Annotated in this window: 17 protein-coding genes and 3 tRNA genes; 5 read left to right on the top strand and 15 right to left on the bottom strand. The window is 30.1% G+C overall.

Going from position 1 to position 24,744, the window contains the following annotated elements:
• Positions 1-183 precede the first annotated feature (183 nt).
• Positions 184-447 (top strand): hypothetical protein, encoded by a 264-nt coding sequence (locus B5464_RS11450; RefSeq protein ID WP_077808860.1) that lies wholly within the window; start codon positions 184-186, stop codon positions 445-447.
• An 88-nt stretch (positions 448-535) separates the two neighbouring features.
• Here B5464_RS11450 and B5464_RS11445 read toward each other — a convergent pair whose 3' ends face one another.
• From B5464_RS11445 to B5464_RS11425, 5 genes are all read right to left on the bottom strand, one after another.
• A complete protein-coding gene (locus B5464_RS11445; protein WP_079738461.1) occupies positions 536-3,502 on the bottom strand; it encodes an ATP-binding protein in 2,967 nt (988 codons plus the stop codon).
• A gap of 203 nt (positions 3,503-3,705) precedes the next feature.
• Positions 3,706-3,779: transfer RNA gene (locus B5464_RS11440), tRNA-Arg, on the bottom strand.
• Positions 3,780-3,808: 29 nt separating this feature from the next.
• Positions 3,809-3,883: transfer RNA gene (locus B5464_RS11435), tRNA-Pro, on the bottom strand.
• Positions 3,884-3,901: 18 nt separating this feature from the next.
• Positions 3,902-3,985, bottom strand: a tRNA-Ser gene (locus B5464_RS11430).
• Positions 3,986-4,086: 101 nt separating this feature from the next.
• Positions 4,087-6,150, bottom strand: coding sequence for an HD family phosphohydrolase (locus tag B5464_RS11425; RefSeq protein WP_079738460.1), 2,064 nt, complete (start codon positions 6,148-6,150; stop codon positions 4,087-4,089).
• 136 nt (positions 6,151-6,286) lie between these two features.
• Between B5464_RS11425 and B5464_RS11420 the strand changes: the two genes are divergently transcribed.
• Together B5464_RS11420 and B5464_RS11415 are read left to right on the top strand one after the other, a co-directional pair.
• The gene (locus B5464_RS11420; protein WP_077808857.1) at positions 6,287-7,462 is read left to right on the top strand and encodes an acetyl-CoA C-acyltransferase; all 1,176 of its coding nucleotides are present in this window, start codon (positions 6,287-6,289) and stop codon (positions 7,460-7,462) included.
• Positions 7,463-7,486: 24 nt separating this feature from the next.
• Entirely contained in the window at positions 7,487-8,257 is a 771-nt protein-coding gene (locus B5464_RS11415; RefSeq protein WP_079738459.1) for a C40 family peptidase, read from the top strand.
• Between the two features lie 54 nt (positions 8,258-8,311).
• On the opposite strand, the gene B5464_RS11410 is transcribed toward B5464_RS11415, so the two are convergent.
• Both B5464_RS11410 and gyrA read right to left on the bottom strand, forming a co-directional pair.
• The gene (locus B5464_RS11410; RefSeq protein WP_079739017.1) at positions 8,312-9,559 is read right to left on the bottom strand and encodes a tetratricopeptide repeat protein; all 1,248 of its coding nucleotides are present in this window, start codon (positions 9,557-9,559) and stop codon (positions 8,312-8,314) included.
• 22 nt (positions 9,560-9,581) lie between these two features.
• Positions 9,582-12,101, bottom strand: a complete 2,520-nt coding sequence (gene gyrA / locus B5464_RS11405; RefSeq protein ID WP_077808855.1) for a DNA gyrase subunit A — start codon at positions 12,099-12,101, stop codon at positions 9,582-9,584.
• Between the two features lie 263 nt (positions 12,102-12,364).
• On the opposite strand from gyrA, the gene B5464_RS11400 reads away from it, so the two are divergent.
• Positions 12,365-14,923 (top strand): ATP-dependent Clp protease ATP-binding subunit, encoded by a 2,559-nt coding sequence (locus tag B5464_RS11400; protein WP_079738458.1) that lies wholly within the window; start codon positions 12,365-12,367, stop codon positions 14,921-14,923.
• Between the two features lie 155 nt (positions 14,924-15,078).
• Positions 15,079-16,107, top strand: a complete 1,029-nt coding sequence (locus tag B5464_RS11395; RefSeq protein ID WP_079738457.1) for a TlpA disulfide reductase family protein — start codon at positions 15,079-15,081, stop codon at positions 16,105-16,107.
• A gap of 72 nt (positions 16,108-16,179) precedes the next feature.
• Here the strand turns inward: B5464_RS11395 and B5464_RS11390 are convergent, their stop codons facing one another.
• From B5464_RS11390 to B5464_RS11355, 8 genes are all read right to left on the bottom strand, one after another.
• Positions 16,180-17,133, bottom strand: coding sequence for an acetyl-CoA carboxylase carboxyltransferase subunit alpha (locus B5464_RS11390; protein WP_079738456.1), 954 nt, complete (start codon positions 17,131-17,133; stop codon positions 16,180-16,182).
• 68 nt (positions 17,134-17,201) lie between these two features.
• Positions 17,202-18,122, bottom strand: a complete 921-nt coding sequence (locus B5464_RS11385; protein ID WP_079738455.1) for a DMT family transporter — start codon at positions 18,120-18,122, stop codon at positions 17,202-17,204.
• The gene (locus B5464_RS11380) at positions 18,109-19,200 is read right to left on the bottom strand and encodes an LptF/LptG family permease (protein ID WP_172830880.1); all 1,092 of its coding nucleotides are present in this window, start codon (positions 19,198-19,200) and stop codon (positions 18,109-18,111) included. Before B5464_RS11380 ends, B5464_RS11385 begins: the two co-directional genes overlap by 14 nt.
• Before the next feature lie 53 nt (positions 19,201-19,253).
• Positions 19,254-20,384 carry a tRNA guanosine(34) transglycosylase Tgt gene (tgt, locus tag B5464_RS11375; protein ID WP_077808850.1) on the bottom strand — a complete coding sequence of 377 codons (1,131 nt, stop codon included), beginning with the start codon at positions 20,382-20,384 and terminating at the stop codon, positions 19,254-19,256.
• Between the two features lie 193 nt (positions 20,385-20,577).
• Positions 20,578-21,468 carry a 23S rRNA pseudouridine(2604) synthase RluF gene (gene rluF, locus B5464_RS11370; RefSeq protein ID WP_079738454.1) on the bottom strand — a complete coding sequence of 297 codons (891 nt, stop codon included), beginning with the start codon at positions 21,466-21,468 and terminating at the stop codon, positions 20,578-20,580.
• Positions 21,469-21,501: 33 nt separating this feature from the next.
• Positions 21,502-22,104 carry an alpha-ketoglutarate-dependent dioxygenase AlkB gene (locus tag B5464_RS11365; RefSeq protein ID WP_079738453.1) on the bottom strand — a complete coding sequence of 201 codons (603 nt, stop codon included), beginning with the start codon at positions 22,102-22,104 and terminating at the stop codon, positions 21,502-21,504.
• A gap of 99 nt (positions 22,105-22,203) precedes the next feature.
• Positions 22,204-23,790 (bottom strand): OmpA family protein, encoded by a 1,587-nt coding sequence (locus B5464_RS11360; protein ID WP_079738452.1) that lies wholly within the window; start codon positions 23,788-23,790, stop codon positions 22,204-22,206.
• A 10-nt stretch (positions 23,791-23,800) separates the two neighbouring features.
• A complete protein-coding gene (locus tag B5464_RS11355) occupies positions 23,801-24,706 on the bottom strand; it encodes a type IX secretion system membrane protein PorP/SprF (protein ID WP_079738451.1) in 906 nt (301 codons plus the stop codon).
• Positions 24,707-24,744 lie beyond the last annotated feature (38 nt).

The raw sequence follows: 24,744 nt of genomic DNA, 5'->3' as shown, positions 1-24,744 counted from the left end.
GTTCAGATTTTTGTATTAATTTACATCAATCTAAATTATAATACAAATTAAAGCACCCTAACTTTACACGTATTTTTGTTCTATTATTTTATAGTTCCAGAATAACTAAAGTATCAACCTCTAAAAATTAGTTTCTGATTGTAAATAATAGTTTTTATTCAATTTTATAAAAATTATTTTAAGATGAAAAAAGTTTTTTTAACAACATTATTTGCAAGTTTAATGCTTGCCAGTTGTCAACCAGCAAAGACAGAAATAGAACATTATGAGTCTAATAAAGCTGTGGTTGCCAAAGAATTTCCAAATTACCACATAACATCATTTAGACAGTATAGTTACATTTTTCAGGTATCTAACCCAGAACATGTAATTAAGTTAACTTTAGATAATGCTGTTATTGTAAAGAAAGATACTTTAAAAGTATTTGCTACAGTAACAAGAAGATAATTACTCCCCCAAAAGTAAGTTTAAGTACGTTTGTTAACGTAATTTGAGTAACCATAAAAAAATGGTTACTCATTTTTATGCATTATATTTAACTTGGCAACACCTCTATATTTAGGTGTTTTTTTAGGACTCCAGAAGGCACATCTTTTGATTCATCAAATATTCTTGTATCACCAAACAATATAAAGCTATCTTTAGCTCGAGAAACTGCAACATTAAGCATGTTGGGTTTATTGTCTCTATCAAAAAATAACACACCTTCATCTTCTATACTGTAAACAGAACTAAATAAAACGATACTTCTCTCTGCACCTTGCAATGCATGCACTGTACCTAATTTTATATCGTTTACTTTAAAACCAGAATCTATCAACGCTTTAGATAATTCGGTTTTTTGGCTAGCAAAAGGTGTAATAATTCCTAATACTTTTTCTATGGATTCTACATTATATGCTTTTTGAATATCAGCTTTATGTCTGTTTAGCCACATAATAATAGATTTTACTTCATTTTTATTATGACGACTACTAAATTTTCTTTCACTTAAACCTTCTATATGATATGCCATCATAGAAGGAAAAATTTGATCTTTACTTGCTTTTCCCTTCATTGGTTTAAGAATACCATCATAAGCTAATTCATTACAAAAACCAATAATTTCATCATTACATCTTCTATGTTCTAATAATAACAATCCGTTTTCTTTCTTTGTAATTAGTGGTGTTTCATATTCACATGCATTTTGAGCCATTTTCATGATACTACCATTAGATGCCAAAAAACCAATTTCTTTTAAATAATTATAATCATCTTGACTAGAGACAATATGCTGATTTAACAAATTACCAGAATCAATTTTTGGAGGTATTGACCAAATCGGTTCTATTTGTTTTAAATCTCCTACTACAATTGCTTTTTTTGCCAACGAAAAAATAGGAATACTTACCTCTGGAGTTACTTGTCCGGCTTCATCAATAATTAATAAATCTAGAAAATTAAACAATGGTAAATATTCAAAAATAGCTTTTCCGTTCTCGTTTTCACCTTGAAACTGACTAAATAAAAAGTGTGAAGGCGCCATATATAAAGTTGCAACAAAACAAGGAGTTAACATTGCTCTTCTTTTCCATTTTGCAGCTACTACTCTTTCTCCTGTTCCTTTTTCTGTTTCATTAAGTAAAACATCTTCGGTTTCTAAAATCCATCTTGCTTCCCAATAATGTGTTGCTAATAAAAAAGCTTTGTGACGAATATTTAAATCAATTTCATCATAAAAAAAACGATGACTTTTATCCTCAGCTTCCATTTTTTCATACTCAAACTCCCACATTTGTTCTTCAGAGACAAATGGGTAACCGGTAATACTATTTTTAAATTTCCAGTTTTTTAATTTTAAGTTGGATGATAAAGCTAGATTTATATCTGCAATACATTTTTTGATGAATATTAATGTAGCATCAGAATTATTTAAAACTTCTTTATCGATTTTAAAAATTTTATCTGAGTTTTCATTTTTAGAATCTTCTTCAAAGTATTGCTGCACTTCCTCTAAAAAATTACGCTCATCCGAAGAAGATTTAAGTGTATTTAGTATCGTTCTCCATTTCTGTAAATTAGAAATTTGAATCGTATTTTTCTGAATATGATCTTTCTCATTAAGTAAAAGATTATTTACACTTTTTATGGATTTTAAATAATCTTGAGAAATACGAACTCCGTCAATTAAATTATCTTGTAAAATAGTTATTTCTTCTTGAAGATGAAGGCAAGCATCTTCTAACGAATCTAATTCTACATTAAAGTACTCGGTATATTTACTAAAGTAAAAATGTTTAGCATCTTCTAAATACTTTTCATTTTCTAGATCACATAGAGTACCTTCATTGCCAAACATATTGCCTTTAAGGTAATTTATATCTTTAAGTTTTTTTTCACTTTTAGAATTCGACGGTAAATAAGTGGCATACCCGTTAAAACCAGGAATCCATCTTTCTGCCAAATCACCTAAAGTACTCTTAGAATTAATAAAACTATCTATAATATTTGTGACCGCTTGGTTATTTGTTGAACATGCCAAAATAACTGGTGCATCATCTCCTTCAATAGCTGCTCTAACAACTTCTGTAGCAACCAAACTTTGTAAAAGTGTTGTTTTTCCGGTACCAGGCGGACCATTTACAGCAGTAATTGCATTTTCTTCTGCGGTAAAATATGATAATAAAGTTTTTCTCTGACTTATAGAAAGCGGAAACTCATTAGACATTTGACCTAAATGTAAATGATTATAATTTAAAAAACCAGCATCTGTTATTGGTTCTCTTTTCTGCTTTAAATTAGGATCTATTAATTTAGAAATTAAGGGCAGTTCTTCTGTTTCGCTTAATAAGTTTTCATATAAAAATAAGATACTTTTTGCAGCAGAAATCTTAGAACTTCTTGCAAAATAAGTCGCTTTATGGTTTGTTGTAAATCCTTCTGCATGATAACTCGCAATTGCATTGTAAGTCACCTCAGAAAAAATCATATTTACATATTCCCAATAAACATCCCAAGACAAAACCTCATCTTCAACTTCTGGCTTTTCTATTTCTCTAGCTTCTGCAATTGTTTCTGTGGATGAAAAAATAAAATCGTTTCCAATATCTGCTTTAGGATCTAAATAATCACGAACAAATAGCGGAAAAATTTCTTTTGGTGCTGATAATTGACCTGCTCTATTTACTCTTGCGGTTATCCAAAAAGGATAAATAGATTTTTGCTTAAAATTTTGGTCTGCTGAAATTACATCTAACTGAAAAGGTGCTATAATTATTTCTGTATCGAAAATTGTGTACCAATTTACATGCTCTTTATTGGTAATTCCTTTTAATCGATTGATTCTTTTTTCTTCAAAATCTAACATATCAGCCGCGTTATTGGGGTTGATTGTTCCTGCGCCTAAATCGCAATAATTTTGATTAAAAATATTTTTTATTCTAGAAATATCAACGGCTAAATTCTCGCTATCTATTAAACTATTTTTATAATAATGCAACCAGTTTTTAACGTTATTCATTTACTTAATATAGATTAGCTCTTTGAAGAAATTAGAGGGCGAATATATACTTTTTAAGAAGCAATTATCAATTATAAAAGGAGATTGTTAATAAATAAAATTACCTTAAAATATTATTTATTGATTTCTAAATAATTAGAAAAATTGAGATTATAAAAACTTTATATAAACAAAAAACCATCACATTTCTGTGATGGTTTAAGTGAGCCCTGAAGGATTCGAACCTTCGACCGCCTCCTTAGAAGGGAGGTGCTCTATCCAGCTGAGCTAAGAGCCCGTAGTTTTTATGTTTCTACGAAAACAGTGTCGGGGTGGCAGGATTCGAACCTGCGACCTCCTCGTCCCAAACGAGGCGCGATGACCGGGCTACGCTACACCCCGAGAATTAAGCAAAAATTGCGGAGAGACAGGGACTCGAACCCTGGCGACAGTTACCCGTCGACAGATTAGCAATCTGCTCCATTACCACTCTGGCACCTCTCCTGTTTTAGAACTTATCCGCAGTTGTTTAAAATTGCGAGTGCAAATGTAATACTAGATTTACAATTTTACAAGTTGTTTGCTACTTTTTTTTATCTTTTTTTTTAATCAGGATACTCAACCCTTAAGTGATAGATGTTTAGCAGTTTTTTCTTTATCACTTTTTTTATAATTTCAATTTCTTTAAAAGTAATGTCTGAATTTAAAAATTGATTGTCTGACATCTGTTTTTCAATGATTTTATCAATTAAATCACTGATAGATTGCGCTGTAGGCGTTTTTAAGCTTTTAGAAGCTGCTTCTGCCGCATCACACATCATTAATATTGCTGTTTCTTTTGAAAACGGATTTGGACCCTGATATTGAAATTTTTTAACATCAACCTCACTATCCGGATTCAATTCTCTTTCCTTCATTAAGAAATAATAAGTAGTACTTGTACCGTGGTGTGTTCTTATAAAATCGATAATTCGATCTGGTAAATTGTATTTCTTTGCTATTTCAACTCCTTTAATAACATGATCTGTTATTATTTTTGCACTATCTCTTGGTGATAATTCATGATGAGGATTTACACCTGTAGTTTGGTTTTCTATGAAATACATAGGATTTGCCATTTTACCTACATCATGATACAGCGCACCGGTTCTTACCAACATCGAGTTTGCTCCAATTTCATTTGCTGCAGCTTCTGCTAAATTAGCAACTTGCATTGAGTGCTGAAAAGTTCCTGGAGCTTTTTCATTTAACTCTCTTAATAATTTAGAGTTTGTATTAGAAAGCTCTAAAAGAGTTACATCAGAAACCAAACCAAAAACTTTTTCATAAATATAAATTAAAATAATTGCTAAAAAAGATAACAATCCGTTTACGGCAAAAAGCATGAAATAATCTAGATTAATCTGCGATGCATTTCCTTCTTTTATAATTGAAAAAGCAAAGTAAGTAATCATATAAATTCCTGTTATTTGTGCAACCGAAATAAATAAATTTGCTCTTTTATAAAGTTCTGATACACTTAAAATAGTAACAATACCGGCAATTATATGTAGATAAATAAATTCGAAACTATTGGGTACAACATACCCCAATAAAAGTACAGTTAGTACATGTGTAAATAAACCCAACCTTGCATCAAAAAAAGCTTTTAAAATAATAGGTAAAACACTTAAAGGAACAACATATAAATAATCTGAATTATAATTTATTACCAATGTTTGTATAAATATCATTGAAAAAACATTGAAGAAAATAAATGTTACTTTGTTGTTGTTGTTAAATATTTCAATTCTATTTCTTTGTAAAAAAAGTAATAGCATTAACAACGCTAAAGCAACTAGGATGGTGTATCCAAAAATAATCCAGTTATAATTAGATTCTGTCCATACATTAGATTCAGATTCACTTTTAAGAGAATTTAAAATTGCTAATTTCTTCCCTTCTACCAAATCACCTTTTAAAATAATTAACTCACCTGCAGAAACTTTTCCTTTTGTGTAAGAAATATTTTTAGTTTCGTTATCAATAACTTTATCAGTATAAATGGCGTCATAAGTTACATTTGGTTTTATAATTTCTGATAAAATTGTGAAAATTTGACTTCTTACAGATTCATTTAAATCAGTATCTAAACCATTTGTTATCGATTTTAAGACTTTATTAGAATTGTACAAATTTTTAAAAGGAACATCTTTTACTTCATTCTTATTTCTAAGAGCAACTAGTTCATCTTTATTAGAAACTCTATCTTGGCTAACTACTTCTAAAAAGCCTGTTTTATAAATTTCATCAATAACCTTTAAACCTAAATTCTTTAATAATTTTGTTTTTTCTGCTGATAAAGTATCAATAGTACTTAAACTATTTACTTTATTTTTAAAGGAAGATTTTACTTGATTCTCTATTGTTTTATCAACAATAAAATACAATTTAGCATTTGCGTCTATTTGCTTTTTTTCTATTTTAATTTCCTCTTCAGACTTCTGAATTGCAAAATCAAAAGGAGCATACAAATTATCATACCTCCATAATTGCCCGTTACTAAAATCATATTTAAACTGACCTCCTTTTGGAAACAAATACACAATAGCTATCGTGGTTACTAAAAACAATATTACCTTAAAAATTATGGTGTTGTTTTGATAAAGTTTATTTACAAAATTGCTCATGCTTATTTTCTTATAAATACAAACTTACAGTAAAAAAATTAAGGTTAGAAATTCAAGAGAAACAAACCTTTACAAATTGATTAAAAAAGATTAATTTAGCAGACAATCTTATATTAAAATAAACTCAAATTATCATATGAAAGAAGTAGTAATTGTATCTGTAGCCAGAACACCAATTGGTAGCTTTATGGGAAGTTTATCTTCTGTGCCTGCAACAAAATTAGGTGCTGTTGCAATTAAAGGCGCTTTAAATAAAATAAACTTATCGCCAGAATTGGTAGAAGAAGTTTTTATGGGTAATGTTGTTTCTGCAGGTTTAGGACAAGCACCTGCAAGACAAGCAGCCATTTACGCTGGTATACCAGAATCTGTACCTTGTACAACTGTTAATAAAGTTTGTGCTTCTGGTATGAAATCTATTATGTTAGCAGCTCAAACAATTGCTTTAGGAGATGCAGATGTTGTTGTTGCTGGTGGTATGGAAAACATGAGTTCTATTCCGCATTACCAACACGCTAGAAAAGGTTCTAAATTCGGGCCAATAACTATGGAAGACGGAATGCAAAAAGATGGTTTGGTAGATGCTTATGGCAAAGTAGCCATGGGAGTTTGTGCTGATGAATGTGCAACTGAATATGATTTCTCTAGAGAAGACCAAGATACATTTGCAATACAATCTTACGAGCGTTCTGCAAAAGCATGGAGCGAAGGTAAATTTTCTGATGAAATTGTGCCTGTTGAAATTCCTCAAAGACGTGGAGAACCTGTAATCTTTTCTGAAGATGAAGAATACAAGAACGTTAAAATGGAAAAAATTCCTGCTTTAAGACCTGCTTTTACAAAAGAAGGAACTGTAACTGCCGCAAATGCTTCTACTATTAATGACGGTGGAGCTGCATTGGTTTTAATGTCTGCAGAAAAAGCAAAAGAACTAAACATTACACCGCTTGCAAAAATAAAAAGTTATGCAGATGCTGCACATGAGCCAAAATGGTTTACAACTGCACCTGCAAAAGCGCTACCAAAAGCATTAGCTAAAGCAAACATCTCTATTGATGATGTGGACTATTTTGAATTAAACGAAGCTTTTTCTATTGTTGGTTTAGCTAACATGAAAATTTTAAATATTTCTGATAAAAATGTAAATGTTAACGGTGGTGCAGTTTCATTAGGACATCCGTTAGGTGTTTCTGGTGCAAGAATTGTAATTGCATTGACTTCTATTTTAAAGCAAAATGATGCAAAAATTGGTGCTGCAGCTATTTGTAATGGTGGTGGTGGTGCCAGTGCTATGGTAATTGAAAGATTATAATCTTAAATAAATAATAAGCAATTTATGCTATTTGGCATCTGTAATTTAAGTATTGTACCCGTTAGGGCAGAAGAATCTGACAAATCTGAAATGATTAGTCAGATTCTTTTTGGTGAACATTTTCAAATTATTGAAAAAACTAAAAACTGGAGTAAAATTCGTATTAGTTTCGATAATTTTGAAGGTTACATAGATAACAAACAATACCTAGAAATTACAGAAGACTTTTATAATTCTATAGAGAATGCTACGTTAACTTTTTCTGGAGAAATTTTAGATTTTGTTACATCAGAAAATAACGATTTAACAACAATTGCAATAGGTTCTCAATTACCTAAATTTAGTATTGGAAACTTAAGATTAGGTTCTTATAATTATAAATATGAGAACACTGTTTTTGATAAAAAACTATCTAAGCCAGAAATCTTAAAGATTGCTTTTACCTATCTAAATAGTCCTTATTTGTGGGGAGGAAAAACTCCGTTTGGGATAGATTGTTCTGGTTTTACACAAATGGTTTACAAACTTTCTGGATATAAATTACCTAGAGATGCTAAAGAACAAGCTAAACAAGGTGAAGTATTAAGTTTTATAGAAGAAAGCGAACCTGGTGATTTAGCTTTTTTTGATAATGAAGAAGGCGAAATTATTCATGTTGGAATTGTTTTAAATGACTATAACATTATTCATGCTCATGGTAAGGTTCGCATAGATACTTTAGATCATAGTGGTATTTTTAATGCTGATTTACAAAAGCATACTCACAAGTTAAGAGTTATTAAAAAAATGATATAAAAAAAATCCGAAACTTTAAAGTTTCGGATTTTTTTTCATCAATCTTAAGATCTATTACTGACCTCTCATTTTTTTATAAATTGGTCTTAAAGCATCTGCTTCAGTAGTCATTTCTAAAGTATCGTAGATATTCAATAAAGTTTTAACAGTACCTTCAGATCTTTCAATATTATCTGCTTTTACTAAATAAGGTAATGCTTTTCTGTATAATACTTTTTGCTTTTCTTGTAATTCATCGTACTTCTTAAAGTTAGATAAATTTTCATTCATTTCATCAACAATTGCTTTTTCTCCACTTAATATTGCTACAGCTAAATTCATGTAAGCATCTCCGTAATCTGGTTTTAACTCGATTGCTTTTTCATAATATTTAATTGCTTCTTCACTTTTGTTTTGATTAGCATTAACAACACCTAAATTAAAAAATAACGTTGGGTTTGTTGGGTCTAACTTTACTGCTTCTTCCATTAAAGCACCAAACTTATCCATTTTTTCTAATTTAATATATAATTGCGCTTCGTTTAGAATTAAATTAACATCTTTCGGATTTGCTTTTCTAGCTTCTTGTAAAGCTACAATAGCTTCATCCGTCTTACCTTGATTCACTAAAATATATCCAATATTTTTAACAATCTCAGCTTGCTTAGAATCAGAAACTTTTACTGTAGGGTTAGAATATTGACCTAACTTAACCATAGTATCTCTATTAGTCTTAGTTCCTAAGTTTTCTACAGCTCCTGTTTCTTTGTTTGTTGCTAAGTATTGAGTTGTGATACCTGTATAACCAATTTCTTTTAACTCTCTGTAATGCTTTAAAGAAACATCATAGTCTTTTGATAATGAAGCACTAATAGCTGCATTATATAAAAAACTTGTGTCTTTAGGACTTAAAAGATATGTTAAATAGAAATTACCTGTTGCTTGCTTATAATCTTTACTATTATATTGTTTAATAGCTAAATTAGATGCTTTTTGAATTAATTCATTTAACATTGGTTGCGCTTCTTTTGTATATCTCTGCTTACCAATTTCTTTTTCATATTTAAATAAAGTATTAAATGCATCTGCGGCACCTTTATAATCATTTTTACCAGCCAATGCTTGACCATTTAAATAATAATATTTTGCTTTATATTTAGCTTCCATTGTTGCTTCCATAGATGCTAAAGGAGCTATAGCTGACAAAGCTGTAGTATAATCTTGTTTCTTAATTGCTTTTTCAGCTGTTTTCAATTCGCTTTTTTGCGCAAAAGAAGCCATTGATAAGAAACCTACAGTTAACGCTAATATTTGTTTTTTCATTTTACTGATATTAAATTTATAATTATTCTTGATTTTCACTTGAATCATTTTCAATTTCCGTGCCATTTTTTATTTCTTCGGCATTTTCTTCTTCGTCTACTTCTTCATCATGAGCAACTTTAGCAACTGCTGCAATGCTATCAGAATCTTTAATATTAATTAAACGAACACCTTGCGTTGCACGTCCCATAACTCTTAAATCTTCTACAGCCATTCTTATGGTTAAACCAGATTTATTAATAATCATTAAATCGTTAGAATCGTCTACGTTTTTAATTGCAACTAAATCTCCTGTTTTTTCAGAAATATTTAAAGTTTTAACACCTTTACCTCCTCTATTTGTAACTCTATAGTCATCTAATTTAGAACGCTTTCCATATCCTTTTTCAGAAACAACAAGTATATTACTTTCCATATCGTTTACAGCAACCATACCTACTACTTCATCATTTTCATGTTGAAGTGTAATACCTCTTACACCAGAAGCTGTTCTTCCCATCGGACGAGTTTTAGCTTCTTCAAAACGGATTGACTTTCCAGATTTTAATGCTAACATAACTTGGCTATCTCCCGTAGTTAATTTAGCCTCCAATAACTCATCACCTTCTTTAATAGTAATTGCATTAATACCGTTAGTTCTTGGTCTAGAATATTGTTCTAATGATGTTTTCTTAACCTGACCTTTTTTAGTTGCCATTATGACATAATGACTATTAATATACTCTTCGTCTTTTAAATCTTGAGTAACTAAGAACGCTTTAACCTTATCGTCTTGTTCGATATTAATAAGGTTTTGCATCGCTCTACCTTTTGTGTTTTTACCACCTTCTGGAATCTCATAAACACGCATCCAAAAGACTTTACCTTTTTGAGTAAAGAACATCATATATTGGTGGTTTGTACCTACAAATAAATGTTCTAAGAAATCTTCATTTCTTGTAGTTGCTCCTTTTTGACCTCTACCTCCTCTATTCTGAACTTTATATTCTTCTAAGTTTGTTCTTTTTAAATAACCAGCATTAGAAATTGTAACAACAACCTTTGTATTTGGTATCATGTCTTCAATTTTCATATCTCCACCAGCATACTCGATGATAGATCTACGCTCATCACCATATTTATCTTTTATTAAAAGAAGCTCGTCTTTAATTATCTGATAACGTCTTGGTTCGTTTGCAAGAATATCTTTTAAATCTGTAATAGTTAACATGATTTCATCATACTCTGCACGTAACTTATCTTGTTCTAGACCTGTTAATTGACGTAATCGCATTTCTACAATTGCCTTGGCTTGAATCTCTGTCAATTCAAATCTTTCAATTAAACTTTCTCTAGCTTGATCTGCATTACTAGAAGCTCTAATAATTTTTATTACTTCGTCAATATTATCCGAAGCAATTATTAATCCTTCTAAAATATGTGCTCTAGCCTCTGCTTTTTTAAGTAAAAACTCTGTTCTACGTACAATTACTTCATGCCTATGCTCTACAAAATAATGTATTAATTGCTTTAAATTTAATTGCTCTGGTCTTCCTTTTACCAATGCAATATTGTTTACACTAAAAGAAGTTTGAAGCTGTGTGTATTTAAATAATTTATTTAAGACGATGTTAGGAATGGCATCACGTTTTAAGACATAAACAATTCGCATACCATTTCTATCTGATTCGTCACGAATATTAGCAATACCTTCTAATTTCTTTTCGTTTACTAAATCAGCAGTTTTCTTAATCATGTCTGCTTTGTTAACTTGATAAGGAATCTCGGTAACAATAATACATTCACGTCCTTTTACTTCTTCTATAACAGCTTTAGCACGCATTACTATACGACCTCTACCTGTATGAAAAGCATCTCTTACACCATCATAACCATAAATAATACCACCTGTAGGAAAATCTGGCGCAGTAATATGCTGCATTAACTCGTCTATCTCGATATCTCTATTATCAATATAAGCTACAGTACCGTTAATTACTTCTGTTAAGTTGTGTGGCGCCATATTTGTTGCCATACCTACAGCAATACCAGAAGCACCGTTTACTAATAAATTAGGAATTCGCGTTGGTAAAACAGTAGGTTCTTGTAAAGTATCATCAAAATTTAATTGATGATCTACAGTGTCTTTTTCAATATCAGCTAACATTTCTTCTGATATTTTTTGCATTCTAACCTCTGTATAACGCATTGCTGCCGGAGAATCTCCATCAACAGAACCAAAGTTACCTTGCCCATCTACCATCATATAACGCACACTCCAATCTTGCGCCATTCTCACCATAGAATCATATACAGATGTATCACCGTGTGGGTGATATTTACCTAATACTTCCCCAACAATTCTTGCTGATTTCTTATAAGCCCCTGTTGCTTTAATTCCTAGTTCATGCATACCATACAAAACCCTTCTATGCACTGGCTTTAAACCATCTCTTACATCTGGTAATGCTCTTGAAACAATAACTGACATCGAGTAATCGATGTATGCAGATTTCATCTGCTCTTCAATGTTAATCGGAATTAACTTTTCTCCGTCTGCCATATATATTTTCTATTAATAATTATTCCTTTTTTTAAAACAAGGCAAGATACTATTTCTATTACTATTTACAAAGATTTAAGACTTATGAATTCGACAGAGTTATCAACATTTATTAATAATTTATTAGCGCTTTTTACTTCCTTGATTTTCAACTATTTTCTGCATTATTTTTAAAGTCAAACTGTCAGTTTTTAAGAGTTGGCATATTTTTTGTAATTTTTAAGAAAAAAAAGGACTAAATTTACATCAATAGACAATAATATATGGACGATAATTTTTCACCGAAGGTAAGAGATGTAATAGCATTCAGTAAACAAGAAGCGCTAAGATTAGGGCATGAATTTATTGGAACAGAACATTTGTTATTAGGTTTAATAAGAAAAGGAGAAGGAAAAGCAATGGAAATTTTAACTGCATTTGATGTAGATACTATTTTATTGCGTAAAAAGTTAGAACAACTAAACCCAGTTGATCCTACTTTTGCAGAAACTTCTGAGAAACAAAGTTTACATTTAACTAGACAAGCAGAAAAAGCTCTAAAAACAACTTTTTTAGAAGCAAAGCTATATCAAAGCGAATCTATAGATACTGCACATTTACTTTTATGTATTTTAAGAAACGAAAATGACCCAACTACTAAGTTGATTCAGAAATACCACGTTAATTACGATGAAGCGAAAGCTTTATATAAACAACTGCATGTAGATGATGAAGATCTACCTAACAATCCGATAGCAGAAACACCATCTGATGATGAATTTGCTTCTGAAAAACAAAATCCTTTTGATCAACCTCAAAAAGGAAAAAATGTTAAAAAATCAAAAACACCAGTTTTAGATAATTTTGGTAGAGATTTAACAGATTTAGCAGAAAAAGGAAAGTTAGACCCTGTTGTTGGTAGACAAAAAGAAATTGAAAGAGTTTCTCAAATACTAAGTAGAAGAAAGAAAAACAACCCAATGCTTATTGGAGAACCTGGTGTTGGTAAATCTGCCATTGCAGAAGGTTTAGCTTTAAGAATTGTAGAAAGAAAAGTTTCTAGAATTTTATTTGACAAGCGTTTGGTTTCTTTAGATTTAGCAAGTTTGGTTGCGGGCACAAAATATCGTGGTCAGTTTGAAGAACGTATGAAAGCTCTAATGAACGAACTAGAAAAGAATGATGACATTATTCTTTTTATAGACGAAATTCATACAATAGTTGGCGCAGGTGGTGCTACAGGATCGTTAGACGCCTCTAATATGTTAAAGCCAGCATTGGCTCGTGGAGAAATACAATGTATTGGTGCTACTACTTTAGATGAGTATAGAACAAATATCGAAAAAGATGGCGCATTAGAACGTCGTTTTCAAAAGGTAATTGTAGACCCAACATCCGTAGAAGAAACAATACAGATTTTACACAACATAAAAACGAAGTACGAAGAACATCATCATGTAAATTATACAGATGAAGCTTTAGAGGCTTGTGTAAAATTAACTAACAGATATATGACTGATAGATATTTGCCAGACAAAGCTATTGATGCTTTAGATGAAGCTGGATCTAGAATTCACATCACTAATATTGTTGTTCCGCAACAAATTTTAGAGTTAGAAACCAAGTTAGAGCTTATTAGAGAAAGAAAAACTAAAGCTGTAAACGGACAGAAATATGAAGAGGCTGCAAAATTAAGAGATGATGAAAAGAATATAGAGGCTGCTTTAGATTCTGCTCAAAAACAATGGGAAGATGACTCAAAATTAAATAGAGAAATTGTAACCGAAGATAATGTTGCAGAAGTTGTTTCTATGATGACAGGCATACCTGTAAATAGAGTTGCAGAAGCAGAAACACATAAATTAAACGAATTACCTCAACTTATAAAAGGTAAGGTAATTGGGCAAGATATTGCTGTATCTAAAGTTGTTAAAGCAATTCAAAGAAATAGAGTTGGATTAAAAGATCCTAACAAACCAATTGGTTCTTTTATTTTCTTAGGACAAACTGGTGTTGGTAAAACGCAATTAGCAAAAGTTTTAGCAAAAGAGTTATTTGATTCTGATGATTCTTTAATTAGAATTGACATGAGTGAGTACATGGAAAAATTTGCTATTTCTCGTTTAATTGGTGCACCTCCGGGATATGTTGGTTATGAAGAGGGTGGTCAATTAACAGAAAAAGTTAGAAGAAAACCTTATTCTGTTGTTCTTTTAGATGAAATTGAAAAAGCACATCCAGATGTGTTTAACATGTTACTTCAAATTTTAGATGACGGTTATATTACTGATAGTTTAGGAAGAAAAATTGATTTTAGAAATACAATCATCATTATGACTTCTAACATTGGTGCTAGACAATTAAAAGATTTTGGTGGCGGAGTAGGTTTTGGCACTTCTTCTAAAAAAGAACAAGCAGATGCACATGCAAAATCTGTAATTGAGGGTGCTTTAAAGAAATCTTTTGCACCAGAGTTTTTAAATAGAATAGATGATGTAATTGTATTTAATGCTCTAGAAAGAGAAGATATACACTCGATTATAGATATCGAATTAGATAAATTATTACGTAGAATATCAGATTTAGGTTATACATTACAATTAAGCGAAAAAGCAAAAGATTATATTGCTGACAAAGGTTTTGATAAGAAGTATGGTGCTAGACCGCTTAAAAGAGCTATTCAGAAATATATCGAAGATGCTTTAGCCGAAGAAATTGTAAATTCTAAACTAAATGAAGGAGATACAATTTCTATGGATCTTGACGAAAAAGAAAACAAATTAAATATCAAGATACAAAAAGGAAAAATAGAACCAGAACAAGAATCTGAAACAGAATCATAAATTAAAAAATCTCAAACTAACGTTTGAGATTTTTTTTTACATCAAACTACAAAAACACTGTGAATTTCTATATTTTTAACAGAAAAGTTAAATATCGAAAGACACTATCCTCTGATTAAATTTATATATTTGTTTCAAATAAATATTTATAATAAATGAAAAAAATTAGCATCATAATCATCGCTGTTTTTGCACTTGCTTCTTGTACTAAAGAACATTCTAAAGATTATTTAACGCTTTCTGGAAAGTTAGAAAACAATAAAGATTCTATTTTAACAATTACAGGTCAACAAGGCCCCGTAAAAAGCATTACAATTAATAACGATGGTACTTTTAAAGATACTTTAAATATAGAAAACGCTGCAGTGTACACTCTTAGTACTAGTCCTGCAAAAAGAGCTCCTATTTATTTAAAAAACGGATTTGATATTAAGTTAAATGGAGACTCTGAAAATTTTATGTCTAGTTTTAAGTTCTCTGGACAAGGTGCAGATAATAGTAATTTTATTTTAGCTCAGATTACAGAAAGTCAAAAAATTGGAAATCCTACGTTACTATTAGAATTAAATGAAAATGATTTTAAAAACAAAATAGCTTCAATTAAATCTAATTACGATAGTATTTTAAACTCTTATAAAGACATAGATACTACATTGGTAAAAATGGTAGATAGTCAAACCAATCAAATGATTACTTATTTTAACCAAGCTTATGAAAAAAACAAAGCTATGGCTAAAGGAACTATTTCACCAAAATTTGTTGATTATGCAGATTACAAAGGCGGTAAAAAATCTTTAGACTCTTTTAAAGGAAAATTTGTTTATATAGATGTTTGGGCTACTTGGTGCGGACCTTGTATTCAACAAATTCCTTATCTAAAATCTTTAGAAAAAGAATATCACGGTAAAAATATAGAATTTGTAAGTATTTCTACGGATGAATACAGAAGAAGTGGCGGATCTTGGGAAGCAGCAGAAAAGAAATGGAAAGATTTTGTAAAAGCAAAACAGTTATCTGGTGTGCAACTTTGGGCAGGTAAAGACATATCTTTTCAGCAAGAATATCAGATAAATTCGATTCCTAGATTTATATTAATAGATCCTCAAGGTAAAATTGTAAATTCTGATGCACCTAGACCATCAGAACCAAGATTAAAAGAATTATTTACTTCTTTAGGTATTTAAAAAATATTAGAAAATAAAAAAAGCGAAATTCAAATTTGAATTTCGCTTTTTTTATTTTATTTAAATAGATATTTACTCTTTGTAAACACCCATGTTTGCATATTTATCCATTCTTTTTTCGACTAAATCTTCATCAGATAAATCTTTCAATTCATCAAAAGCAGCTAGTATTTGACTTTGAACAGCAGCAAAAGCCCCTTCTCTATCAGAATGTGCACCACCAATTGGCTCTTTGATAATTCCGTCTATCAATTTCATTTTCTTCATGTCGTTACCGGTAAGTTTTAAAGCTTCTGCAGCTTGTTCTTTAAACTCCCAACTTCTCCACAAGATAGAAGAACAAGATTCCGGAGAAATTACCGTATACCAAGTGTTCTCCATCATATAAACTCTATCTCCAACACCAATTCCTAAAGCCCCACCAGAAGCTCCTTCACCAATAACAACTGTTATAATTGGTGTTTTAAGAATTGTCATTTCAAAAATGTTTCTAGCAATAGCTTCCCCTTGTCCGCGTTCTTCCGCTTCTAAACCAGGGTATGCACCAGGAGTATCTAAAAGTGTTACTACAGGAATACCAAATTTCTCTGCCATTCGCATTAAACGTAAAGCTTTTCTATATCCTTCTGGATTAGCCATTCCAAAATTTCTATACTGACGTGTTTTTGTGTTGAAACCTTTTTGCTGACCAATAAACATAAAAGATTGATCTCCTATTTTACCCAATCCACCAATCATCGCTTTATCATCACCTACACTTCTATCTCCATGAAGTTCCATAAAAGTATCACCACAAATTGCCTTAATATAATCTAAAGTATAAGGTCTGTTTGGGTGTCTAGATAATTGTACTCGCTGCCAAGGCGTTAAGTTTTTGTATATATTTTTTCTAGCATCTGCTAGTTTCTTTTCAATTTTTTTACAAGTAGCAGTTACATCTACCTCACTTTCTTCACCAATAATCTGACATTTTTGCAGTTGATCTTGAAGTTCTTTTATTGGCATTTCAAATTCTAAATATTCCATTTCTAGTGATTTGATTTTAGTTATTTGTAAGAACAAACATACTATAAAATTTACTTTTTAAGGCTAAATTAAATTACTTTTTTCTTTTTCAGTTTTTGCTGAATCTTATCTTTTAATGTCTTTCTATTTTTTAAAATACCATTTAATAATACTACAAACAAGACTATAAAAGCTCCTAAATAAAAAGTGTTACTCATTTGCTCTTTATCACCAAAAATTATTAATGCTAAAATAATTGCATAAATAGGTTCTAAATTTATTGTAAGCATTACAGTATAAGGAGAGAGATATTTCATTACTTCAACAGAAGCAATAAAAGCATAAGCGGTGCAAATACTGCTTAAAATTAAAAGGTACAACCAGTCTGAAGTTTCAATTTGAAAAAAGGCAATAGAAAATCCGTTAGTAATTAATAAGTATACAGTAATAAAAGCAACGCCAAAAAATAATTGGTAGAACGATATAACATCCGCAGTGTATTTTTTAATGTACAAACCGTTTAAAACAGCAAATAGCGCACTTAAAAAAGAGGCAATTAACGCGTAAATAATACCTAATTTATATTGACTTTCGAAATTGAATATAATATACAACCCACCTATAACTAATAATCCTAAAAAAATCTCTAAAGTATTTATTTTTCTCCTAAAAAATATAGGTTCTATTAATGATGCAAAAAATGCACCTGTACTCATGGTTACCAGTGCAACAGATACATTAGAAACTTTTATAGCTTTGAAAAAAAACACCCAATGTAAGGCAATTACAATTCCTGTAAATAAAAATTTTAAAAGCCCTTTTTTATTGACTCTGAATGATTTTTTCTTCCAAAGAAAATAAATTACAATAAAAATTACCGCCAATAACATTCTATACCAAACCAAAGGAATTGCATCAATAGTTATTAGCGCACCTAAAATTGCGGTAAACCCCCAAATAAAGACAATGAGGTGTAGTAATAAATAGTTTTTTAATTTACTTTCTTGCATTTAAGTATAAATAAACAGCAACTGCACCAAATAGTATATTAGGAATCCATACATAAGTGATAGAATTTACTCCGGCAACAGAGCCTAATACTTCACCTACTTTCATAAAAAACACATACAAAAACATAATACCAACTCCTATTGCTAAGTTAACGCCTGTACCACCTCTTCTTTTTCTAAAAGCCAAAGCAACTGCAATGATGGTTAAAATATAGGAAGCTACAGGTAAACTAGTTCTTTTATAAAGTTCAACTAAATAGGCATTAAGGTTTTTAACACCTCTTTTTTTAGAAATATCTATAAATTTCATCAATTCGTTAGATGGCATTTCTTGTGCAAAAGCAGATTTATAGATTAAATCTCTTGGTGTAAAACTAAAAACTGTATCTATCTTATTACCAGAAAAAATACTATCTCTGTCTTTATAAATCAATCTTTTTTTCCAGGTACTAATTGTAAAGGTTGAATCTTTTACATTATATTTTAATCTGTTTGCAGATAATTTTGACTTTAATTTTAACCCATCATAAGTTTCTGAGTTAAAATCGTAACCTATATTATTTTCTGTATTAAACGTTCTTATAAATATATACGTGCTATCTGTTAATTGTAAACTAAAATCTGATACATATTTTAACTCATTAATTTGTTTTGAGTTATTGATATATTTTTTTTCGAAAGCTTTTCTTGTTTTACTACTTGTTGGCACCACATAATGATTCATAGCCAACGATAAAATAGTGATTAAAGTGGCGCCTATAAAATATGGATATAAAAAACGAGTAAAAGAAACTTTAGCATTTGTAATTGCTATAATTTCTGTGTTATTAGATAATTTTGAAGTAAATAAAATTACAGCAATAAACAATGCCAAAGGCATAAAAGTATTGGTATAATAAATTGTAAAATTTAAGTAGTAATCATTTAAAATCTCATTGAATCCTAAATCTGGATGTTCTAAAAAATTGTCTATTTTCTCAGAAACATCAATAGCTATCGCTATCGGAATTAAGATTAATAATGTAAACAAAAATGTTACTAAAAACCTTTTTAATATGTACCAATCTATTATTTTCAAAAGAATAAATAATTAATTTTTTAGATTTAAGTTCTTAATAAGAACTTGTAATTTTACAATCTATTGTCCATTTGTTTTACCATTTTATCTTTCCACTCTCTAAAATCTCCTGCTAAAATATGTTTTCTTGCCTCTCTTGTTAACCAAACATAAAATCCTAAATTATGTATAGAAGCAATTTGTTTACCTAACATTTCTTTTGCAGCAAATAAATGACGTAAATATGCTTTAGAGTACATTGTATCTACCCAAGTAATTCCCATTTCATCTATCGGAGAAAAATCGTCTTCCCACTTTTTATTCTTAATATTTATAGAACCATAAGCAGTAAATAACATACCATTTCTAGCATTTCTAGTAGGCATAACACAATCGAACATATCGATACCTAAAGCTATATTTTCTAAAATATTAATTGGCGTACCAACACCCATTAAATAACGTGGCTTATCTTCTGGTAAAATTTCTGTTACAACTTCTGTCATTGCATACATTTCTTCGGCAGGTTCACCTACAGATAAACCACCAATTGCATTTGCTTGTTGACCTGCATTTGCAATATATTCTGCAGATTGTTTTCTTAAATCTTTGTACGTACTACCTTGTACAATTGGCATAAAAGTTTGTTCGAAACCATATTTATACGGTAATTTATCTAAGTGATTTATACATCTGTTTAACCACCTATGCGTCATATGCATCGATCTTTTTGCATAATTATAATCACAAGGATACGGTGTACACTCATCAAAAGCCATTATAATATCTGCACCAATAGTTCGTTGTGTTTCCATAACATTTTCTGGTGTAAAATGATGCATAGAACCATCTATATGACTCTTAAACTTTACACCTTCTTCGTTAATTTTTCTTCTACCAGACAAAGAATACACTTGGTAACCACCAGAATCTGTTAAGATATTTCTATCCCAGTTCATAAACTTGTGCAAACCACCTGCTTTTTCTAAAATATCTAAACCAGGTCTTAAATATAAATGATATGTGTTACCTAATATAATATCAGGATTTATTTCGTTTTTTAATTCTGTTTGATGAACTCCTTTTACGGTTCCAACAGTTCCCACAGGCATAAAAATAGGCGTTTCTATTTCTCCGTGATCAGTAGTTATTACTCCTGCTCTTGCCTTGCTTTTTGGGTCGGTAATTTTTAAGTCAAATTTCATTATCGGCAAAGATACTATTATTTAAGAATTGTAAGTTTCTTAATTAAAATTTATATTCTATTTTGCTATTAGTTCGCAAAATATGCGTTAAGGATTGCAGTGGAAATACTTTTTTGAGGAACGAAAAAAAGATTGTAGCGTAAAGCCTGACTTTAGTTCTAAATGCTTTTAGAACAAAGTAACGCCCAAAAAATTATCTTCTTTTTCTTTTGGATGAAAAACTTGTATTCTTCCTTTTATTTTTTGGTGATGATTTTCTAAATGATGCGCTTTTTTTATTAAAACTATTTTTGGTTGGTACTTCTTTTCTTTTTGCTTTTTTAGCTTTTGGCGCTTCTTTTACAACTGATGCTTCTTCGGTTTTAGATGATGTTGCAATCATTTTATTTATTTGTTGCATTTCTTCTTGGGTAAGCTCTCGCCAATCTCCTGTTTGTAAAAAACCCAATTCTACATTCATAATTCGGGTTCTTTTTAACTTGGTAACTTCGTAATCTAAATACTCGCACATTCTACGAATTTGTCTATTTAAACCTTGTGTTAGTATTATTTTAAAGACTTTTTCGCTTACTTTTTCTACTTTACATTTTTTTGTAACTGTGCCTAAAATTGGTATTCCGTTACTCATTTTATCTACAAACTCTGGTGTAACAGATTTGTTAACGGTTACAAAATACTCTTTTTCGTGATTGTTACCTGCGCGTAAAATTTTATTTACAATATCGCCATCGTTAGTTAAAAATATTAATCCTTCGGATGGTTTGTCTAAACGACCAATAGGAAATAATCTTTCTGGATGATTTATATGTTTTACAATATTTGCTTTTTCTCTACCATCTGTTGTAGAAACTATACCTACAGGTTTATTTAGAGCGATATAAAGTGTTGTTCTTTTAGGTTTAACTAATCTACCATCTAACTTTACAACATCTTTTTTACCAACTCTGTTACCTAGTTGTGTTGGTTTACCATTAATGGTAACTCTGCCTTCGTTTATAAATCTTTCTGCTTCTCTTCTAGAACAAATACCAGATGAGCTTATATATTTATTAAGATTTATAGTTTGCTGCTTGTTAGTTTCCAATGAAAATTTTTTTTTGCAAAAGTAAAGATAAGATTACAATTCTATTGTTCTAAAAGTTAAATTAATTCGAGGTGTTTTTACTTTTTTTGTTGGTGGCAACCTGTGTAACCAGTTTGTTTGCGTACCAGATTTCATAACTAATAAACTTCCGTTCTCTAAAACAATGTCTATTCTTTGTTTATTTTCTTTATGTTTAAAAGAAAATTTTCTTGCAGCACCTAAAGATAATGAAGCTATTGCTCCGTTTTTTTTGAGCATTTTTTCTCCGTCGGAATGGTATGCCATACCTTCTTCACCAGAATGATATAAATTTAATAAACAAGAATTATATGTTTCTTGTGTTTCTTTTTCTATTATTGATTTTAATTCTAGTAACTCTTTGGTAAAAATATTTGCTGTTTTTGTAACACCAGAATATTTATAAGAAAATTCTGATTCGCCATACCAAGCAACTTTTCTTTTGGTTATTATTTTTTTACCAAAAATAATAGCTTCATCATTTTTCCAGTTTATAGAATTCATCAACTTTTCATAATAAAAACGACAATCGTTTAAATTTAAAACTACTCCGTGATAATTTGTGATACCATCAAATGGCAAAATATTTTTTATTTTTTCTGAAGAAAACAAATCCATAGTGTAAAAATACAATTTATATTACGTCTTGGTTTTATCAAACAAAAAAGTCTAACCTTTTACAGTTAGACTTTTTAATCTATTAATTATTTTGAATTTTTAACGAATTGCTTCTGGATTTAAAATAATAAATTCTGTTCTTCTATTTAATTGATGAGCTGCCTCTGAACACTCTACATTATTGGCACATTTATTAACTAATTGAGTTTCGCCGTAACCATCTGCTTCTATTCTTGTTGCTTTTACACCACGACCAATTAACCAATCTAAAGTAGATTTTGCTCTTCTTTTAGATAATGATAAATTGTAAGCATCTGGCGCTCGACTATCTGTATGAGATGCTAACTTAACTTTTAATTCTGGATACTTTCTCATAATTCTAACAACCTTTTCTATTTCTATTGCTGCGTCTGGTCTTATAAAAGATTTATCTAAATCAAAATAAATAGGATTTATATCTACCATTAATAATCCTCTTACTCTTACGAATTCACTTTCAATTAAATTTAAGCCTAAGGTTAAATTTAAATCTTCATCTAAATTTGTTGTAAACTCCTCTGAATCTTCTGTGTAATCGAATTTACTACCAACTACTTTATAAGATTCTTTACAATCTACTTTAAATTTAAACCTTGCATTGCTATCTGCGATAACAGAGTCTATAATTTCTCCTTTAGAATTATACAAATCTACTTTTGCTCCTGGTAATAATGCTTCTGTTACACGTTCTTTAACTACACCATTTACAACTTGATCACATTCTACTCTTACCGGTGCTATTTCTTTAAAATAATAAATATCATCATCACCTGCTCCTCTTTTTCTATTAGAAGAAAAATGACCTTCTCTTTTACCATTTCTAAAAACTAAACTAAAGTCATCGTAATTAGAATTAATAGGATACCCTAAATTTGTAGCTTTCATTTTATTGTTAGAATCAGATAATTTTACAGCATAAATATCTAATCCTCCTTTACCTTCTCTATAACCGTTTGATGAAAAGTATAAAACATCATTATTATCTATGTAAGGAAACATTTCTTTGCCTACAGTATTTACTCTTTCACCTAAATTAACTGGTTGCCCATAAGTACCATCTTTAAAAACATCTACAACAAAAATATCTGTACTACCTATAGATCCTGGCATATCCGAGGTAAAGTACAATTTGGTTTCGTCTTTATTTAAAACAGGATGCCCAGTTTGATAATTATTATCATTAAACGGCATTGGTATTATGTTTGTCCATTCCCCATTCTCGCCTATTGTAGCTCTGTACATTTGTATTAAGTTCATTCCTTCATAATCATTTCTAAGTTTTTTCTTGATATAATTATTTCTTGAAAAATAAACTGTTTTTAAATCTTTTGTAAACGCCACATTAGACTCATGATATTTTGTACTTATTTTTTTTGAAAATCGTTTTACATTTTCAATTTCACCATTTTCTAAAACAGTTCCTTTGTATAATTCTAAAAAGGGCTGTCTATTATTTGCCCACAAACCTGTTTTTACAGATTTAGGACTTCTACTAGATGCAAATACAGCTTCTTTATCACCATAATATGCAACACCAAAATCCGAATATTTAGTGTTAACATCTAGTCTTTTAATTGTATAGTTAAATTGTTGTGCATTAGTTACACCAACAAATAAAGCTAAAAGTATAAAGGTAATTTTTTTCATATTTATTTTTTTAAAAGAATCTAGGACTCTTAATGTTTCTTCTATTAAAATTAAATAACAACATTATTTCATGACTACCAGAATTAAAGTTTCCAAAACGGGTAATTGTATGATCGTATGCATAACCAATTCTAAAATCTTGATTAACATTAAAACCTAAAATACCACTTATAGAATCATCTAATCTATGAGACAAACCAATTTCAAATTTATTATCTACTAGCAAGTTTGCAGATATATCTACAGATAATGGTGCACCTGCACCCCCCTTTAACATTGCTGATGGTTTAAGTTTTAAATTATTTGAAATATCAAACACATAACCAGAAGTTAAAAAGTAATGCATTTTCTCTGATGCAGTACTTACAATTCCATTTCCTTTTTCTAAATGAATTGTTTCTAAGAAATTTGGCACAGAAAGACCTACATAAAACTTATCTGAATAATAATATAAACCTGCTCCGAAATTTGGAGAAGCTTGGTTTACAGGAGTATTTAATGGGTCCGCGGGTTCACCCAATCTTAATTCTCTAACATTTAAAAAAGTGGCTCCACCTTTTATACCAAAAGCAAGTCTACCTTCTTCGGATGTTCTAATTGTAAAAGAAACATCAAAATAGATATTATCTTCTTTCACAGGACCTATTTCATCATGAATAATAGAAAATCCTAATCCTAGATTATTTCCTAATGGAGTATCTGCAGAAACTGTAAATGTTTGCGGAGAACCTTCTACACCAACCCATTGTGATCTACCTAAAATTCCTATACTACCTACTCCTTTAGAACCGGCGTACGCAGGATTTAAAATATTCATGTTGTACATGTATTGCGTATACTGCGGATCTTGTTGACCATAAATAGTACTAATTGTAGTAAGCAATATTATACTAAAAAGTAATTTTATTTTTTTCATAAACCTAGTTTAAAATATGATTTATAAGAGAGAAAAGA

This window comes from Polaribacter sp. KT 15 (genome assembly GCF_900143115.1).
In the GTDB taxonomy this organism is placed as follows: domain Bacteria; phylum Bacteroidota; class Bacteroidia; order Flavobacteriales; family Flavobacteriaceae; genus Polaribacter; species Polaribacter marinaquae.
Note: the sequence above shows the minus strand (reverse complement) of the source record. Positions and strands in the feature narration are given on the sequence as shown.

Coding starts and splice junctions, on each gene's coding strand:
- B5464_RS11450 (WP_077808860.1), top strand. CDS start 184: ATGAAAAAAGTTTTTTTAACAACATTATTTGCAAGTTTAATGCTTGCC.
- B5464_RS11445 (WP_079738461.1), bottom strand. CDS start 3,502: ATGAATAACGTTAAAAACTGGTTGCATTATTATAAAAATAGTTTAATA.
- B5464_RS11425 (WP_079738460.1), bottom strand. CDS start 6,150: ATGAGCAATTTTGTAAATAAACTTTATCAAAACAACACCATAATTTTT.
- B5464_RS11420 (WP_077808857.1), top strand. CDS start 6,287: ATGAAAGAAGTAGTAATTGTATCTGTAGCCAGAACACCAATTGGTAGC.
- B5464_RS11415 (WP_079738459.1), top strand. CDS start 7,487: ATGCTATTTGGCATCTGTAATTTAAGTATTGTACCCGTTAGGGCAGAA.
- B5464_RS11410 (WP_079739017.1), bottom strand. CDS start 9,559: ATGAAAAAACAAATATTAGCGTTAACTGTAGGTTTCTTATCAATGGCT.
- gyrA (WP_077808855.1), bottom strand. CDS start 12,101: ATGGCAGACGGAGAAAAGTTAATTCCGATTAACATTGAAGAGCAGATG.
- B5464_RS11400 (WP_079738458.1), top strand. CDS start 12,365: ATGGACGATAATTTTTCACCGAAGGTAAGAGATGTAATAGCATTCAGT.
- B5464_RS11395 (WP_079738457.1), top strand. CDS start 15,079: ATGAAAAAAATTAGCATCATAATCATCGCTGTTTTTGCACTTGCTTCT.
- B5464_RS11390 (WP_079738456.1), bottom strand. CDS start 17,133: ATGGAATATTTAGAATTTGAAATGCCAATAAAAGAACTTCAAGATCAA.
- B5464_RS11385 (WP_079738455.1), bottom strand. CDS start 18,122: ATGCAAGAAAGTAAATTAAAAAACTATTTATTACTACACCTCATTGTC.
- tgt (WP_077808850.1), bottom strand. CDS start 20,384: ATGAAATTTGACTTAAAAATTACCGACCCAAAAAGCAAGGCAAGAGCA.
- B5464_RS11365 (WP_079738453.1), bottom strand. CDS start 22,104: ATGGATTTGTTTTCTTCAGAAAAAATAAAAAATATTTTGCCATTTGAT.
- B5464_RS11360 (WP_079738452.1), bottom strand. CDS start 23,790: ATGAAAAAAATTACCTTTATACTTTTAGCTTTATTTGTTGGTGTAACT.
- B5464_RS11355 (WP_079738451.1), bottom strand. CDS start 24,706: ATGAAAAAAATAAAATTACTTTTTAGTATAATATTGCTTACTACAATT.